Origin of the sequence: Nocardioides immobilis (assembly GCF_003515065.1) — a bacterium.
In the GTDB taxonomy this organism is placed as follows: domain Bacteria; phylum Actinomycetota; class Actinomycetes; order Propionibacteriales; family Nocardioidaceae; genus Nocardioides; species Nocardioides immobilis.
In genome coordinates, this window is the sequence record NZ_QXGH01000009.1 from 173,133 (window position 1) to 186,818 (window position 13,686).

Sequence of the window (13,686 nt, forward strand, 5' to 3'; positions counted from 1 at the left end):
GCACCAGCCGGGGCCGCCCTTCACATCTTGAAGGGCCTTCCTGGCGAGTCTCTCGCTGGCCCTTCGCGATGTCAACCCCATAGGGTTCTCGCCGTGACGCACCACCTGATGGGCACCGCGGAGGTCGCCGAGTTTCTCGGCGTCAGCCGGCCGCGGGTGGGCCAGTTGGCCCAGCGCGAGGACTTTCCGCGTCCCGTCGCCCGCCTGGCGGCCGGACCGGTCTGGGAGTCCGTCGACATCGAGCGGTGGGCCCGAGAGACCGGGCGGATGGACTGAGATCGGCGTACAACGGGCCGTCGGGCCGCGGACTGCGGGATCCCGCCGCGTAGTTCCCCATTGCGAGCTCACGGTGCCATCCGAAAGGCGGTTGCACCGATCGCTCCGACAGCGGCGTGGCTTGACGAAACCACTCGAGCCCGTCACTGACTCGGCGCCAGCCCTTCGACGTACGCGCGAAGGTCGTCCGTCCTCACCCTTCGGCACCCGTCAATCTTGACCGCCGGCAGCGCGCCCGAAGCGATGAGCTCATAGAGCTTCGCTCGGCTCACGCCAAGTCGGGCGGCAGCCTCCGGAACCCTCAACAGCAATGCTTCCATGTCGGCTCCTCTCGTCCGCGACGGCAGTCGCGCGTTCCTTAGAGATAGGCAACGGCGCACGGACAGGATCGGACACCGGTGAGCTGATCTCGTCCAGATCGCCAAGATGGGCGCCGAAGCGTTGCGCTCACCGCTTTCGACGACAGATCTCGCCGGTGGCCGATCACGAGACTCGTCCACGGATCGGGTTTTCCAGGACTGCGTACGTTGGCGGCGAGGGCCGACCGGGGTACGCCGCCGTGGACGAGGCGGCCTTCGACGACGACGCGATTGTGTCGGCCACCCGCGTCGTGTGCGGCGACGACGCGATGCTCCTCGACATCGACCACCCGGCCGCAAGCTGCTCATGGACGTGACCGGCGACTACGTCGGCTATCTCATCCGCGGCTGACCAGACGTCGTGTTCGCCGCGACCGACCTCTGGAGCGTCCTGCCCGCGAGACCCGACCACTCAGCCCGACCACTGATCACATGGCGCGGCTGGACGCCCTCGCCCTGGACCGGGTGATCGGCAAAACGCGGAGGACCCCGTGGGGCAGAAATCCCCGGCCGTCCACGGAGATCCGCACCGATCCACGCCTGAACTCGTGGCGACCTCTGCTGCCAAGTTGCTGCCAAGTCTGTCTGAAATGGATCAGAGGCGGCTCCCGGATCTCTCCGAAAACCGCCTCTGACCTGGTGTTTCTCTTTGTAGCGGGGGCAGGATTTGAACCTGCGACCTCTGGGTTATGAGCCCAGCGAGCTACCGAGCTGCTCCACCCCGCGTCGGTGAACCCAACGTTACGGCATGGGGCGAAAGCACTCCAAATCGGTAGGGAGCGATCCGGGTCACTCCTCCTCGGGGGTGGCCTCGTCGGTGGGTGAGGCGGTCGACTCGTCCGTCGGCTCGTCGTCGGGAGCTGCTTCCGCATCCCGTTCCTCGATCAGCGCGAGTGCGTTGCCGAAGTGGCGCTCGGCCTTCTCGATCTGCGCTGCCCACTCGGCCGTGTCACCCGCCCGCTGGGCGGCGTCGGCATCCTGGAAAGCCTCGTCGGCCAGCCGCAGCTGCTCGGCGATCTGGTCGTCGATGCTCTGCTTCGGGCCGTCCGGACCACCGTTGTTGTTGCCCTGGCCGTCGCCGTTGCCGTCCGGCGGATCGGTGCCGGTGTCCGCAGCGAGGGAGAGCGAGTCGGCGAGCGACGCCGCGAGGTTCTCGCCGATGCCGACGCTGCCGGCGTACGACGTGATGACGTACTGAAGGATCGGGAAGCTCGACTCACCCTGCGCCTTCACGGCGTACACCGGCTGGATGTAGATCAGCCCGTCGGACACCGGCAGGGTCAACAGGTTGCCGAAGACCGGCGGCGTCGAGCCCGAGACCCGGAACTCCTGCAGCGACTCCAGGACCTCGTCGTTCTGGCTCATCTCGTTGTAGATCGTGCCGGGACCCGGTGCGTTGGGGTCGGAGAGCTCGAGCAGCTTGAGCTTCCCGAAGTCCGGGTTGAGCTCGCCGTTCGACGTCGTCGCGTCGGAGTCGAGCGAGACGTACGACGCCAGGTTCTGCTTGCCGCGCGGCACGAAGACCGACGTGAGCGACCACTGGCTATCGCCAGAGCCGTTGTTCGCGAAGACGCGGTACGGCGGCTGCTTGCTGCTCGTCGACACCGGGTCGGCCGGGACCTCCCACCGGTCGCTGCCTTGGTAGAAGTCGTCCGCGTTGGTCACGTGGTACCGGGCCAGCTGGTAGCGCTGCACCTTGAACAGGTCCTCGGGGTAGCGAAGGTGCTCCATCAGCGCGGTCGGGATCTCGGACTTCGGCTGAACGGTGTCCGGGAAGGCGCTCATCCAGGTCTTGAGGATCGGGTCCTCCTCGTCCCAGGCGTAGAGGGTGACCGTGCCGTCGTACGCGTCGACCGTCGCCTTGACCGCCGACCGCATGTAGTTGATCTCGTCGGTCGGGATCGTCTGCAGGCCGGTGTCCTGCTGCAGCGAGTCGTCGATCATCGAGTCGAACGACTCGCGCTGGGCGTTGGGGTAGCGGTCCGTCGTCGTGTAGCCGTCGATGATCCACTGGATCTTCCCGTCGACGACGGCCGGGTAGGGGTCGCTGTCGACGGTGAGCCACGGCGCGACCTTCTCGACGCGCGCCACGGGCTCACGGTTGTAGAGGACCTGGGAGTTGCCGTTGACCCGTCCGGACAGCAGGAAATTCGGCTCGCCGAACTTCACGGCGTACATCAGCTGCCGGAGGGTGCTGCCGATCTCGACGCCGCCCTCGCCGTCGTACGTCGTCTCCTCCTCCTCGGCCTCCTCCTCCGAGACCGCGTCGGCCGGAAGGGTCAGGCCGAGCTCGACGTCGGGGTCGTCCTCCTCGGCCTTGCCGACGATGGAGTACGACGGGCTCTGCTCGCCGTAGTAGATGCGCTCCTCGAACTCCTCGATCTCCGACAGCGCGTTGTCGCTCTCGATGCCCTCGGCCCACACCATCTTGCCGTTGGCGTCGTTGCTGGAGATCCGGTTGGCGTAGGCAGCGATGATGCCCTCGCCGTGGGTGTAGACGGTGTGCAGGTTCGACCAGTTGCGGTCGTCGGGGTTGATGCCCTCCTGGTCGAGCTCGCGGACGCCCAGCACCAACGGGGTGTCCTCACCGTCGATCTCGTAGCGGTCGACGTCGAGGACCGGGGCGACCGAGTAGTAGGCGAACGCCTGTTGGCGCTGCTCGAACGTCTCGCGCACCTGCTTCGGGTCGACGACCGGCACCTGCAGCAGCTGTGCGTCGAGCGCCCGCAACAGCCGGGTCCGCTCGGCGGTCGACGTGCCCTCGTCCGGTGCGTCGACCGGGATCCCGGTGTAGGGCTCACCATCCACGTAGGCGATGTCGTAGGCGTCGCGGGTGGCATCGATGTTCTTCTGGATGTACGGCGCCTCCTTGTCCGCCTCGGTCGGCTTGACCTGGAAGTTCTGGACGATCGCCGGCCAGATCATGCCGAGCAGGATGGCGGAGAGGACGAGCAGGGCGAGTCCGACCGTCGGCAGCTGCCAGGTACGGCGCCACACGTTGAGGAAGAAGAGCAGCGCACAGATCAGGGCGACGCCCATCAAGATGTTGCGGGCCGGCAGCAGCGCGTTCTCGCCGGTGTAGTTCATCCCGGTGAAGAGGTTGTTGTCGTTCGTCACCAGGTCGAACCGGTCGAGGTAGTAGTCGACTCCCTTGGCGAGCACGAAGATGCCGAGCAGCACGGAGAACTGCACCTGCGCCGCGCCCGACAGGCGGTCGTGCTGCACCTGCAGCCGGATGCCGCCGTACAGGTAGTGGACGACGGCGGTGGCGAGCACCGCGACGATCGCGGCGGCCATCACGAAGTCGACGACGTAGTGCCACCACGGCAGGCTGAAGACGTAGAAGCTGATGTCCTTGTCGAAGTACGGGTCCGTCTGCTCGAACGGCTGCGCGTGCCGCCACAGCAGGTAGGAGCGCCAGTGGCCGATGGCCGACGTACCGGCGAACAGGCCGACCACGGTCGCCACGCCGGCGAGCAGCCAGGTGCGGATCGGGGTGACCGCGTCGCGGTAGCGGTCGACGCTGCCGTCGCCACCCGGGATCCGGAACAGCGGCCGGAACCGGTAGGCGAGGTACATGTTGACCGCGACGGACGCGCCCATGAACACGCCGAACACGAGGAACAGGCCGATCCGGGTCCACAGCATCGTGTTGAAGACCTGGCTGTAGCCGACCTCGGAGTACCAGAGCCGGTCGGTGTAGATCGACGCGAACGTCGTCAGCAGGAAGAACGCCACCACCAGCACGACACCGGTGATCACCAGTGCGCGGGCGCGCCCGCCCGACCGCCGGGTGTCGACGTTTCCAGGCTCGTCGTCGAACAGATCACTCACGGTGTCTCCTCTGATTCCTCAGACTCGTCGTCCAGTGTGGCGCGCAGCAGGGTGAGCAGGCTGGGAACCAGCTCCGCTCCCCCCATGACCGACGCGTCGTCGTCATGGGCCCGCAGTCGTACGGCGCAGTACGACGCCTCGTGCCGGGTCACGCCCGCCACGATCCGGACCTCCTGCCGGTCGGGGTGCTCGCGGGCGAACTCCGCCGCCTCCGCCGGGTCGTCCGGGATCTGGCCGTCCGCGGCCGGCGGCAGCACCAGCCGCTCGACGACGGCCGCGCAGCCGACCACCGAGGCCGGCCAGCTGATCGTCGGGAGCAGCTCCTCCAGCTCCTGGTCGGCGGACAGCTCCTCCTGCTCGATCGGCGTCAGCGACCCGCGCTCGCGCGGCTCGTCGAGGCCCAGCATCGCGGCCAGGGCCGGCTCGTGCGCGACCAGGTCGGCAGTGTCGACGAGGGCGTAGAGCCGCGCCGGCTGGTCCCAGCCGGTGCCGGCCTGGTGCTTCTCGATCTCCAGTACGGCGGCCGCCAGGGCCGGGTCGATCTCGAGCTCGAAGTCCATCGTCGCCCCGTTCAGCAGCTCGGCAGGTCGGCGTCGCGGTCGTCGGCCCAGTCCTCGAGAGCCCCGAGCGCCTGGTGCATGTCCGTGGCCTTGACCATGGTCAGGTCCGGGTCGAGGTCCGCCACGTCGGAGCAGTTGGCCTCAGGCACGAAGAACAGCTCGGCCGCGTCATCCTCGGCAGCGGCGATCTTCTGCTCGATCCCGCCGATCGGACCGACGATGCCGTCCTCGAAGAGCTCGCCGGTGCCGGCGATGACCTCGCCGTCGGTCAGTGAGCCGGGCGTGAGGGTGTCGTAGATCGCGAGGGCGAACATCAGGCCGGCGCTCGGTCCGCCGATCCCGGAGTCCACCTTGATCGAGACGTCGAACGGGAAGTCGTAGCCGACCCCGGGGATGATGCCGATCCGCATCCGGCCGTCCTCGGGATCCTTCCTGGGCTCGATCTCGACCGTGAGCCGCTCCCGCCGGCCGCGCTCGATGCTCAGGACGACCGGGTCGCCGGGCCCGTGCTCCTGGACCGCGTCGACGAGCTGTTGGCCGTCCTTGAGCTTGACGCCGTCGACCTCGAGGATCTTGTCGCGGACCCGGAGCTTCTTGAACGCGGGGGTGCCCTCGTCGACGTGGGCCACCTGGATGACCGCCGGGACCTCGTAGCCCAGCTCCCGCATCGCCGCCGCGATCGCGTTGTCCTGCGAGCCGATCATCGAGATCTCGCCCTGGATCTTCTCGTCCTCGGCGGTCTGGTTCTTCGGGTGCGCGATCTCGTACGGGACAACGGCCTTGTCGCTGTCGAGCCAGTCACCGAGCGCCGCGAGGAGCGGCAGCTTCTTCCCGCGCGGGGACGTCTGGACGGTGGTGAACCGGATCTCGCCGTCGTCGCGGAACGTCTCGTGACCGTCGACCTGGATGATCTCCGCCTCGTTGCCGTCCTTCGCCAGCACGTCGAACGTCGGGCCAGGGCTGTAGACGGAGTACGGCAGCGGAACCAACGCCGCCATGAGGAGCAGGAGGAGCGTCAGCGGCGCTGCGAAGGCGAACGCGATCCAGCGCTGGGTCATGGCGTTACCTTCTCACCCAGCGCCAAGGCCAACGGGACCGAGTCCCAAGGTCGGACCCCGGGCCGCCCGGAGCAGCCTTTAGGAGGCGCGCCGGTCGCGACCGGCCGAGGGCTCCGTCGGCTCCCCGACCGACGGGATGACGGTGGGCCGCATCTTCGACGGGCGCAGCGCGACACCGGTGCTGCGGTCCGGCGTACGGCGGTCCACGGCGTAGCCGGGGCGCACCTTCCGCTCCCGGCCCAGGGCCTCCCCCAGCCGGCGTGCGGCGGTCTCGCGGTCGACCTCGCCGCGGCCCTCGCGCCCCCACCAGCCGACCCACAGCATCGTCACGAGCGTGACGACGCCGGCCGGTACCAGCCAGAAGAGGATCTCCACCAGCCGAGAGTACGTCGACGCCGCGGCGGCTCCGTTACGGCGCGCCGACCCACTCTTCGGTGCCGTCGGTGAAGATCTGGTGCTTCCAGATCGGCACCTCGGCCTTGAGGGTGTCGATGAGCGCCCGGCTCGCCTCGAAGGAGCTGCCGCGGTGGCCGGCGGTCGTCGCGACCACGACCGCGAGGTCGCCGATCGCGAGGTCCCCGACCCGGTGCACGGCGGCGACCCCGGTGACGTCGTACTCCTCCGCGACCCGGGCGCACACCTCGTGCAGCCGGTCGAGCGCCGACGGGTGGGCGGAGTAGGACAAGCCGGTCACGCCCTTCCCGTGGTCGTGGTCGCGGACCCGCCCGACGAACACCACCAGCCCACCCGACGCCTCGTCGTCGAGGCTCTTCAGCACGTCGTCGACGGACAGGGGTGTGTCCTGGATCGCGACCAGGCGGACGGAATTGCTCACACCGGCAGAGTACTTTGGGGGCATGGCCAACGACCCCGACCCTGAGCAGCCGAACCCGTTCAAGGGCACGCCGTTCGAGCAGTTCTTCGCCCCCGGAGGCCCGCTCAGCGGCATGGCCGGCATCGGCGGCGCCGGCGGGATGGACTTCAACCAGATCATCAGCCAGTTCAAGGCGATGATGGAGCCGCACGAAGGTCCCCTGAACTGGAAGGTCGTCGACGACCTGGCCCGGTCGTCGGTCGCGCAACAGCCGGATCCCTCCCCCGGCCAGCGCGACCACGACCGGGTCGCCGACTCCGTGCAGCTCGCCGACCACTGGCTCGACGTGGCCACCGAGTTCCCCTCCGGCGTGACCTCGACCGCGGCGTGGAGCCGCGCGGACTGGGTCGTCGAGACGCGCCCGGTGTGGAAGGTGCTCATCGAGCCGGTCGCCGCCAAGTCGGTCAGCGGCATCGGCAGCGCCCTGCCGCAGGAGATGCAGGCGTCGGCGGGCCCGCTGCTCGGCATCATCGGCCAGGCCATGGGCGGGATGCTCGCGTCGCAGATCGGGCAGGGCCTCGGCGGCCTGGCCGGCGAGGTGCTCACCGCCTCCGACATCGGGCTCCCCCTCGGCGCGCCCGGCAAGGCCGCGCTGGTGATGAGCAACGTCCGGGAGTTCGCCGAGGGGCTCGACGTGTCCGAGGACGACGTACTCCTCTATCTCGCGCTGCGCGAGGCCGCGCACCAGCGTCTCTTCGGGCACGTGCCGTGGCTGCGGGAGCACCTGCTGGGTGCGGTGACCGACTACGCGCAGGGCCTCGAGCTCAACGTGCAGCAGATGCAGGAGCGCATCCAGGAGCAGATGGGCAGCATCAACCCGATGGACCCCGAGTCGATGCAGGGGCTCCTCGAGGGCGGCCTGTTCGAGCCGCCGGTCTCGCCCCAGCAGGAGTCCGCGCTGGGCCGGCTCGAGATCGCGCTGGCACTGGTCGAGGGCTGGGTCGACGAGGTCGTCGGGCAGGCGACGGAGGAGCGGATGCCGACGGCGGCCAAGCTCCGCGAGGCCGTACGACGCCGGCGCGCCGCCGGTGGTCCGGCCGAGCAGACGTTCGCCGCGCTCGTGGGTCTGGAGCTGCGGCCCCGCCGGCTGCGGGACGCCTCCACCCTGTGGGGCGGCCTGCGGACCCGGTCGGGCGCGGAGGCGCGCGACGGCGTGTGGATGCACCCGGACCTGCTGCCGACCGCGGCCGACCTCGACGACCCGCTGTCCTTCCGCGCCGACGCCACCCCGCCGGCGGACCTCACCGAGGACGCGTTCGACGCAGAGCTGCGCAAGCTGCTCGAGAGCGAGGGCGGCTCTCCCGACGCCGGCGCCACCGACGCTCCCGACGGCCCCGACTCCCCCGACGGCGAGTGACGCTCCACGCTGACGCGCTGGCGACGCTGCGCGACTGGAGCGCGCCCGACGCAGCACAGGAGGCGCTGCGAGCCCGGTTCGTCGCGCACCTGGAGGGCGTGGGCGACGGCATGTGGCGCTCGTCGTACCCCGACCACATCACCGCGGGCGCGCTGGTCATCGACAGCGCCGGCGAGCGGGTGCTGCTCAACCTGCACAGGAAGGCGCGGCGCTGGTTCGCGTTCGGCGGTCATGCCGAGCCCGGCGACCCGACCCTCGCAGAGGTCGCGGCCCGCGAGGCCCGCGAGGAGTCCGGGATCGCCGACCTGCGGCTGGTGGCGGCGCCTGCCCAGCTCGACGTCCACCCGGTGCCGTTCTGCGACCCGCGTGGAGAGGTCCGGCACCTCGACGTCCGCTACGTCGCGATCGCGCCGCCGACCGCGCGCGAGGTCGTCAGCGACGAGTCGCTGGACGTTCGCTGGTGGCCGGTCGATGCGCTCCCCGAGCTGGAGCCCGGCATGGTCGACCTGGTCGGGATCGCACGCTCGCTCGTCGACTGAGGAGCCTGCATCTCAGTCGGCGTCGCCGGGCATCGCCGCGTCCGTGCCGGGCGGCGGGTCGAGCCGCGCCGCCTCCGACCAGCCGAGCAGGTAGCCCTTGGCCTTCTCGGTGTGCGGGTAGTGCCCGACCCAGCCCCAGAACGCATCGCTGTGTCCGGGCTCGAGAAGGTGCGCGAGCTCGTGCATCAGCACGTAGTCGACGACCCAGTCGGGCATCTTCTGCAGCCGCTCACTGAGCCGGATGGCGCGGTCCCCCGGCGTGCACGACCCCCAGCGTGACCGCTGGTTGGCGACCCACTTCACCGACTGCGGCTCGGCGATCCCACCGAGGTAGCGGTCGTTGAGCTCGCACGCGCGCCGCATCAGGTCCTCGTCGGTACGACGGCTGCGCTGCTCGCGCCGCTGGAGCCGCGCCACCATCTTGCGGACCCAGTCGCGCTCCTCGGCCTTCGACAGGTTGTCGGGCACGAGGACGACGATCCGGTCGTCCTCGACGTACGCCGACACGGTCCGGCGCCGCCGCCCCGAGCGGCGCACCTCGACCTGCGGCGTCGGCTCGCTCATGTACTGACGTTACCGCCCGCCCAGCTCAGCAACTTCTCGACGGGCCAGGTGTTGACGATCCGGTCCGGTTCGATCCCGACGGCTTCGGCCCGCTCACAGCCCAGCACCAGGAAGTCGAGCTGGCCGGGCGCGTGGGCATCGCTGTCGATCGAGAAGAGGCAGCCGATGTCGCGCGCGAGCTCCAGCAGCTCGGTCGGCGGGTCCCGGCGCTCGGGGCGTGAGTTGATCTCGACCGCCACGCCGTGCTCGGCGCACGCCTCGAAGACCGCCCGGGCGTCGAAGCGCGACTGGGGGCGGATGCCGCGGTTGCCGGTGACCAGCCGGCCGGTGCAGTGGCCGAGGACGTTCATCCACGGGTTGCGGATCGCCGCGACCATCCGCCTGGTCATCGGCTCGGGGTCCATCTTCAGCTTCGAGTGGACGCTCGCGACGCGCACGTCCAGCTGGCTCAGCATCTCCTCGGTCTGGTCGAGCCCGCCGTCGTCGAGGATGTCGACCTCGATGCCCTTGAGCAGCCTGAACTGGCCAGACGGATCTGCCCCGGAGAGCGCCGCCAGGTGCGTGTTGACCGCGTCGACCACCTCGAGCTGGCGCGCGAGGCGCTCGGCGCTCAGCCCGCGCGCGATCGTGAGGCGCGGCGAGTGGTCGGTGAGCACGAGGTAGTCGTGACCGAGCTCCATCGCCGTCATCGCCATCTCCTCGATGGGCGAGCCGCCGTCGGACCAGTCGGAGTGGGAGTGGAGGTCGCCCCGCAGGGCGGCCCGGAGCTTCTCGCCGCCCGTTGCCGGGAGCGCGCCGTACTGCTCCTCGGCCTCGGCCAGCCTGGCCGGCATCCGCCCCTGGACGGCATCGGCGATCACGCGCGCCGTGCTGCTCCCGACGCCGGGCAGGTCGGTCAGGGTGCCGTCGTCGGCGCGGCGGGCCACCTCGTCGTCCGGGAGCGGCAGGATCGCGGCGGCCGCCTTGCGGTAGGCCTGCACCTTGAAGGTGTCGGCGCGCCCCCGCTCGAGCAGGAACGCGATCCGGCGCAGCGCGGCGACCGGGCTGCCGTCGTACGGGTCGCCTGCAGCGCTCATCCGGTCACCTTCTCAGTCCGGCCCCGCCCGGGAAAATCAGCCGAAGAAATGTTTTGTCCACAGCCGGTGGAGGAGCAGTGGACGACATCGTTGCTGGTCACCCGCTCGTACGGCGCCCGCGAGCGGTGTCCTTTCCCCAGCTCATCCACAGGCCAACCCTCCCTCTCCCACGGCTCTCCACGGGCGTTCGCCTCCATCCACAGGTTCATCCACAGCGTTGTCCACAGGTGTGGGGGTCGGTGGATTGACCGGGCATCCCCGGCTCCCTAGCGTTGCCGGCAGATGGGGCCCCCGGGTCGCCACCGCCGTTCGCAAGGGGAAGGCAAGCGGCGCGACGCGAACCGGGGGTCTCCTCATGTCACGGCGAGGTGGCGCGGTCAGCGCCCCTCGAACGCCGGCGCCCGCTTCTCCTGCGCGGCCCGGATGCCCTCCTGCAGGTCGGCCGTCGCCAGCGTGACCGGCTGCGCGAGCGCCTCCCACTCCAGGCACGACTCGAGGCTCGCGTGCCCGCGCAGCAGCGCGAGCTTGGTCAGCTTGGTCGCGATCGGCGCAGTCGCTGCGATCTCCGCGGCCGTCGCGACGACCAGGTCGCGGAAGCCGTCCGGGTCGAGCACCCGCGACACCAGCCCGAGTCCGAGCGCCTCGTCGGCGTCGACCAAGCGGCCGGTGAGCAGCAGGTCGCGCGCGACCGCGGGCCCGACGACTTCCGGGAGCAGGTACGTCGTCGCCATCCCCGGGTGCAGCCCGAGGCGCACGAAGGGCACCCCCATCCGGGCACCGCGCGCGGCGTACCGGATGTCGCAGGCCAGCGCCATCGCCAGCCCGGCTCCGATCGCGGGCCCGTTGATCGCCGCGATGGTCGGTACCTCGAGCCGGCGGATCGACAGCCAGGCGCGATAGAACGGGAGCATCCGCGACCGCAGCCGGTCGACCGTGGCGTCCGGCTCACCGGCGATCCACGACGTGTTGCCGCCCGAGCAGAAAGCGGTCCCCTCGCCGGTCACCACGACGGCCCGCACGGAGGTGTCTCCGGCCAGCTGGTCCACGGCCCGGACCCAGGACTCGGTCATCTCGTCGCTCATCGCGTTGCGCATCTCGGGAAGGTCCAGGACGAGCATCGCGACCCCGGGAGCGGGCCGCTCGAGCCGCAGATGGCTCAAGGTACTGATTTCAGACATACCGGGCACGCTACTGCGACTGCTGCGGGGCGTGCCGTAGGGTCAGGGAGGTTTCACGGTCGCATGCCGCGGACCCCGGCGGGCTTCCCCTGACCCTCCCGTCGCGACGACCGAAGATGAACGAGAACAAGGAGGCCGTCATGGCGGAGACCTGGAGCGGTGAGTTCTACTGCGTGAAGTGCAAGGAGAAGCGCGAGGCGACCGGTGAGGTCAAGGTCAACGACAAGGGCACGCGGATGGCCAAGGCCGTTTGCCCCGTGTGTTCGACCAACCTGAACCGCATCCTCGGCAAGGCCTGAGCACACCTCAGACAACCGCAGCGGGCGGCCCACCTCACGGTGGCGCCGCCCGCAGCCACGTCCGGGGCCTGTGGATAGCCGGCGCCGCCAGTGGCACATCCGTGCCAGCCTCCTCGCATGTCGCCCGTATCGACGTCTCCCGCCCCGGCGGTCGAGCTGCTGCTGCGGCCCGGCGTGGCGGTGGTACGACGCGACGCGGGCACCCTCCAGGTCGGGCTGGACCCGCCACTCGCAGCGCGGGTGCCCGACGCGCCTGAGGTGAGGGCTCTGCTCGACGCCCTCCGCGAAGGCCGGGCCCCGGGTGACCTGACGCCCGTCGCGGCGCGGGCCCTCGACACCCTGGTGGCGGCGGGACTGGCGTTCCCCGCGGCGACCGGTCCGGCCCAGCCCGAGGTGGTGGCCACGCAGGCCCAGTTCGGCGCCGACGGCGTACGGCGTCTCGCCGCTCGCGCCGGTCACCGGATCGGTCTCCGCTGCCCCGGACCCGCGCGAGCGATCCTGGCCGACCTGCTGGGGCCGGCCGGCGTCACGGTGGATGACACCTCCCCGTCGGTGTGGCTGGTCGTGACCACCGGGCCGAGCGTCCGGGAGAGCATCGACCCCCTGGTCCGGTCGGGCGCGCCCCACCTCCTGGTGAGTGGCGGAGCGGAGGGTCGCCGGGTCGGCCCCTTCGTCGAGCCGGGGCGCACCGCCTGCCTGCGCTGCGTCGACGCGCACGAGGCCGAGCTGGACCCGCGGCGGCCGTTCCTGGTGGAGCAGGCCGCGCGCGCGGCGGACGGCACCGAGCCGACGGACCCGGTGCTCGACCGGCTCGCCCTGGCCTGGGCGGTCCGCGACCTCTGCCGCTACCTCGAGGGCGACGAGCCGAGCACCTGGTCGACCACGGTCGACCTCGGTCCCACGGACGCCCCGCGAGTGGTGCGCTGGCTGCGGCACCCACACTGCGGCTGCGCCTGGGACCTGTTGTTCGACCTGCCCTGAGTCTCCAACGACGATGACGTGCGATGCTGGTATACCGAATCGGCCGATCCAGGTCCCGGGAGGCAGCATGACCGAACCGCAGGGCTTCGCCTCCGAGTCGGAGCGCGTCACCCGGCAGCTCCGGGACGAGATCCTCGACGGCCTCCGCGCACCGGGCAGCCGGCTCGTCGAGCGGGAGCTCGCCGGCGAGCTCGGCGTGAGTCGGATCCCGGTCCGCGACGCCCTCCGGCAGCTCGTCACCGAGGGTCTGGTGACCCCACGGCCACGCAGCTGGGCGATCGTCCGGGAGTTCACCGCGGCCGACGTCGCCGACCTGCACGAGGTGCGGGCCGCGTTCGAGCGGCTCGCGTTCCGGCTCGCCGTCGAACGTCGGACCCGCGAGGGCCTCCAGCTGCTCCGTGGCACCGTGGACGCCGAGCTCCGCGCCGCCCGGGCCTGCGACGCCGTCGCCGCGCGCCGCGCCGCTGCCGACTTCCACGAGGTGGTCACCGCGATGGCGGCCAACGAGCTGCTCAACGAGCTCCAGCGCACCATCCGCAGCCGGATGCGGTGGCTGCTGGCCCAGCACGACGACCTGGTCGGCATCGCGCGCGAGCACGAGGCGCTCTACGACGCCATCGCCGACCGCGACGCCGAGCGGGTGGACGCCCTCGTCGAGGGCCATCTGACACTGGGCTACAGCCACTCCTGGGACGCCTGAATCCTCCCGCCGCCGATTCATGACGGCATGC

15 protein-coding genes and 1 tRNA gene are annotated in these 13,686 nt (G+C 70.6%); 6 read left to right on the plus strand and 10 right to left on the minus strand.

Features of this window, described 5'->3' with window-relative positions; genetic code table 11:
• The first annotated feature begins 93 nt into the window (after positions 1 to 93).
• Entirely contained in the window at positions 94 to 276 is a 183-nt protein-coding gene (locus D0Z08_RS01745) for a helix-turn-helix transcriptional regulator (protein WP_245993509.1), read from the plus strand.
• A gap of 143 nt (positions 277 to 419) precedes the next feature.
• On the opposite strand, the gene D0Z08_RS33635 is transcribed toward D0Z08_RS01745, so the two are convergent.
• From D0Z08_RS33635 to D0Z08_RS01780, 7 genes are all read right to left on the minus strand, one after another.
• On the minus strand, positions 420 to 596 hold the full coding sequence (locus tag D0Z08_RS33635) for a helix-turn-helix domain-containing protein (protein ID WP_118922021.1): 177 nt from the start codon (positions 594 to 596) through the stop codon (positions 420 to 422).
• A 691-nt stretch (positions 597 to 1,287) separates the two neighbouring features.
• A tRNA-Met gene (locus D0Z08_RS01755) sits at positions 1,288 to 1,361 on the minus strand.
• A gap of 63 nt (positions 1,362 to 1,424) precedes the next feature.
• Positions 1,425 to 4,469 carry a UPF0182 family membrane protein gene (locus D0Z08_RS01760; protein ID WP_118922023.1) on the minus strand — a complete coding sequence of 1,015 codons (3,045 nt, stop codon included), beginning with the start codon at positions 4,467 to 4,469 and terminating at the stop codon, positions 1,425 to 1,427.
• A complete protein-coding gene (locus D0Z08_RS01765) occupies positions 4,466 to 5,029 on the minus strand; it encodes a PPA1309 family protein (protein ID WP_118922025.1) in 564 nt (187 codons plus the stop codon). The genes D0Z08_RS01760 and D0Z08_RS01765 overlap by 4 nt, the downstream gene beginning before the upstream one ends.
• Before the next feature lie 11 nt (positions 5,030 to 5,040).
• Positions 5,041 to 6,087 (minus strand): YlbL family protein, encoded by a 1,047-nt coding sequence (locus tag D0Z08_RS01770; protein ID WP_118922027.1) that lies wholly within the window; start codon positions 6,085 to 6,087, stop codon positions 5,041 to 5,043.
• Between the two features lie 78 nt (positions 6,088 to 6,165).
• Entirely contained in the window at positions 6,166 to 6,462 is a 297-nt protein-coding gene (locus D0Z08_RS01775) for a hypothetical protein (RefSeq protein ID WP_118922029.1), read from the minus strand.
• 34 nt (positions 6,463 to 6,496) lie between these two features.
• Complete coding sequence (locus D0Z08_RS01780) at positions 6,497 to 6,922, minus strand: molybdenum cofactor biosynthesis protein MoaE (protein ID WP_245993512.1); 426 nt, start codon at positions 6,920 to 6,922, stop codon at positions 6,497 to 6,499.
• Between the two features lie 22 nt (positions 6,923 to 6,944).
• On the opposite strand from D0Z08_RS01780, the gene D0Z08_RS01785 reads away from it, so the two are divergent.
• Positions 6,945 to 8,318: a zinc-dependent metalloprotease gene (locus D0Z08_RS01785; protein ID WP_118922033.1), complete on the plus strand. Its 1,374-nt coding sequence runs from the start codon at positions 6,945 to 6,947 to the stop codon at positions 8,316 to 8,318.
• Positions 8,315 to 8,857, plus strand: coding sequence for an NUDIX hydrolase (locus D0Z08_RS01790; RefSeq protein ID WP_118922035.1), 543 nt, complete (start codon positions 8,315 to 8,317; stop codon positions 8,855 to 8,857). Before D0Z08_RS01785 ends, D0Z08_RS01790 begins: the two co-directional genes overlap by 4 nt.
• Before the next feature lie 12 nt (positions 8,858 to 8,869).
• On the opposite strand, the gene D0Z08_RS01795 is transcribed toward D0Z08_RS01790, so the two are convergent.
• The 3 genes from D0Z08_RS01795 to D0Z08_RS01805 all read right to left on the minus strand — a co-directional run bounded on the left by D0Z08_RS01795 (position 8,870) and on the right by D0Z08_RS01805 (position 11,675).
• On the minus strand, positions 8,870 to 9,421 hold the full coding sequence (locus D0Z08_RS01795; protein WP_118922037.1) for a M48 metallopeptidase family protein: 552 nt from the start codon (positions 9,419 to 9,421) through the stop codon (positions 8,870 to 8,872).
• Positions 9,418 to 10,497, minus strand: coding sequence for a PHP domain-containing protein (locus D0Z08_RS01800; RefSeq protein ID WP_118922039.1), 1,080 nt, complete (start codon positions 10,495 to 10,497; stop codon positions 9,418 to 9,420). Before D0Z08_RS01800 ends, D0Z08_RS01795 begins: the two co-directional genes overlap by 4 nt.
• A gap of 377 nt (positions 10,498 to 10,874) precedes the next feature.
• Positions 10,875 to 11,675, minus strand: a complete 801-nt coding sequence (locus D0Z08_RS01805; protein ID WP_118922041.1) for an enoyl-CoA hydratase/isomerase family protein — start codon at positions 11,673 to 11,675, stop codon at positions 10,875 to 10,877.
• A 140-nt stretch (positions 11,676 to 11,815) separates the two neighbouring features.
• Here D0Z08_RS01805 and D0Z08_RS01810 point away from each other — a divergent pair, with 140 nt between their 5' ends.
• The 3 genes from D0Z08_RS01810 to D0Z08_RS01820 all read left to right on the plus strand — a co-directional run bounded on the left by D0Z08_RS01810 (position 11,816) and on the right by D0Z08_RS01820 (position 13,655).
• A complete protein-coding gene (locus tag D0Z08_RS01810) occupies positions 11,816 to 11,974 on the plus strand; it encodes a DUF5679 domain-containing protein (RefSeq protein ID WP_220454011.1) in 159 nt (52 codons plus the stop codon).
• Between the two features lie 117 nt (positions 11,975 to 12,091).
• The gene (locus D0Z08_RS01815) at positions 12,092 to 12,955 is read left to right on the plus strand and encodes a hypothetical protein (protein WP_118922045.1); all 864 of its coding nucleotides are present in this window, start codon (positions 12,092 to 12,094) and stop codon (positions 12,953 to 12,955) included.
• Between the two features lie 67 nt (positions 12,956 to 13,022).
• Positions 13,023 to 13,655: a GntR family transcriptional regulator gene (locus D0Z08_RS01820; RefSeq protein ID WP_118922047.1), complete on the plus strand. Its 633-nt coding sequence runs from the start codon at positions 13,023 to 13,025 to the stop codon at positions 13,653 to 13,655.
• The last annotated feature ends 31 nt before the right edge of the window (positions 13,656 to 13,686 follow it).

Excerpts from the sequence above, each read along its gene's own strand:
- D0Z08_RS01820 (WP_118922047.1), top strand. The coding sequence starts at position 13,023 with ATGACCGAACCGCAGGGCTTCGCCTCCGAGTCGGAGCGCGTCACCCGG.
- D0Z08_RS01785 (WP_118922033.1), top strand. The coding sequence starts at position 6,945 with ATGGCCAACGACCCCGACCCTGAGCAGCCGAACCCGTTCAAGGGCACG.
- D0Z08_RS01800 (WP_118922039.1), bottom strand. The coding sequence starts at position 10,497 with ATGAGCGCTGCAGGCGACCCGTACGACGGCAGCCCGGTCGCCGCGCTG.
- D0Z08_RS01815 (WP_118922045.1), top strand. The coding sequence starts at position 12,092 with ATGTCGCCCGTATCGACGTCTCCCGCCCCGGCGGTCGAGCTGCTGCTG.
- D0Z08_RS01805 (WP_118922041.1), bottom strand. The coding sequence starts at position 11,675 with ATGTCTGAAATCAGTACCTTGAGCCATCTGCGGCTCGAGCGGCCCGCT.
- D0Z08_RS01810 (WP_220454011.1), top strand. The coding sequence starts at position 11,816 with ATGGCGGAGACCTGGAGCGGTGAGTTCTACTGCGTGAAGTGCAAGGAG.
- D0Z08_RS01795 (WP_118922037.1), bottom strand. The coding sequence starts at position 9,421 with ATGAGCGAGCCGACGCCGCAGGTCGAGGTGCGCCGCTCGGGGCGGCGG.
- D0Z08_RS33635 (WP_118922021.1), bottom strand. The coding sequence starts at position 596 with ATGGAAGCATTGCTGTTGAGGGTTCCGGAGGCTGCCGCCCGACTTGGC.
- D0Z08_RS01770 (WP_118922027.1), bottom strand. The coding sequence starts at position 6,087 with ATGACCCAGCGCTGGATCGCGTTCGCCTTCGCAGCGCCGCTGACGCTC.
- D0Z08_RS01765 (WP_118922025.1), bottom strand. The coding sequence starts at position 5,029 with ATGGACTTCGAGCTCGAGATCGACCCGGCCCTGGCGGCCGCCGTACTG.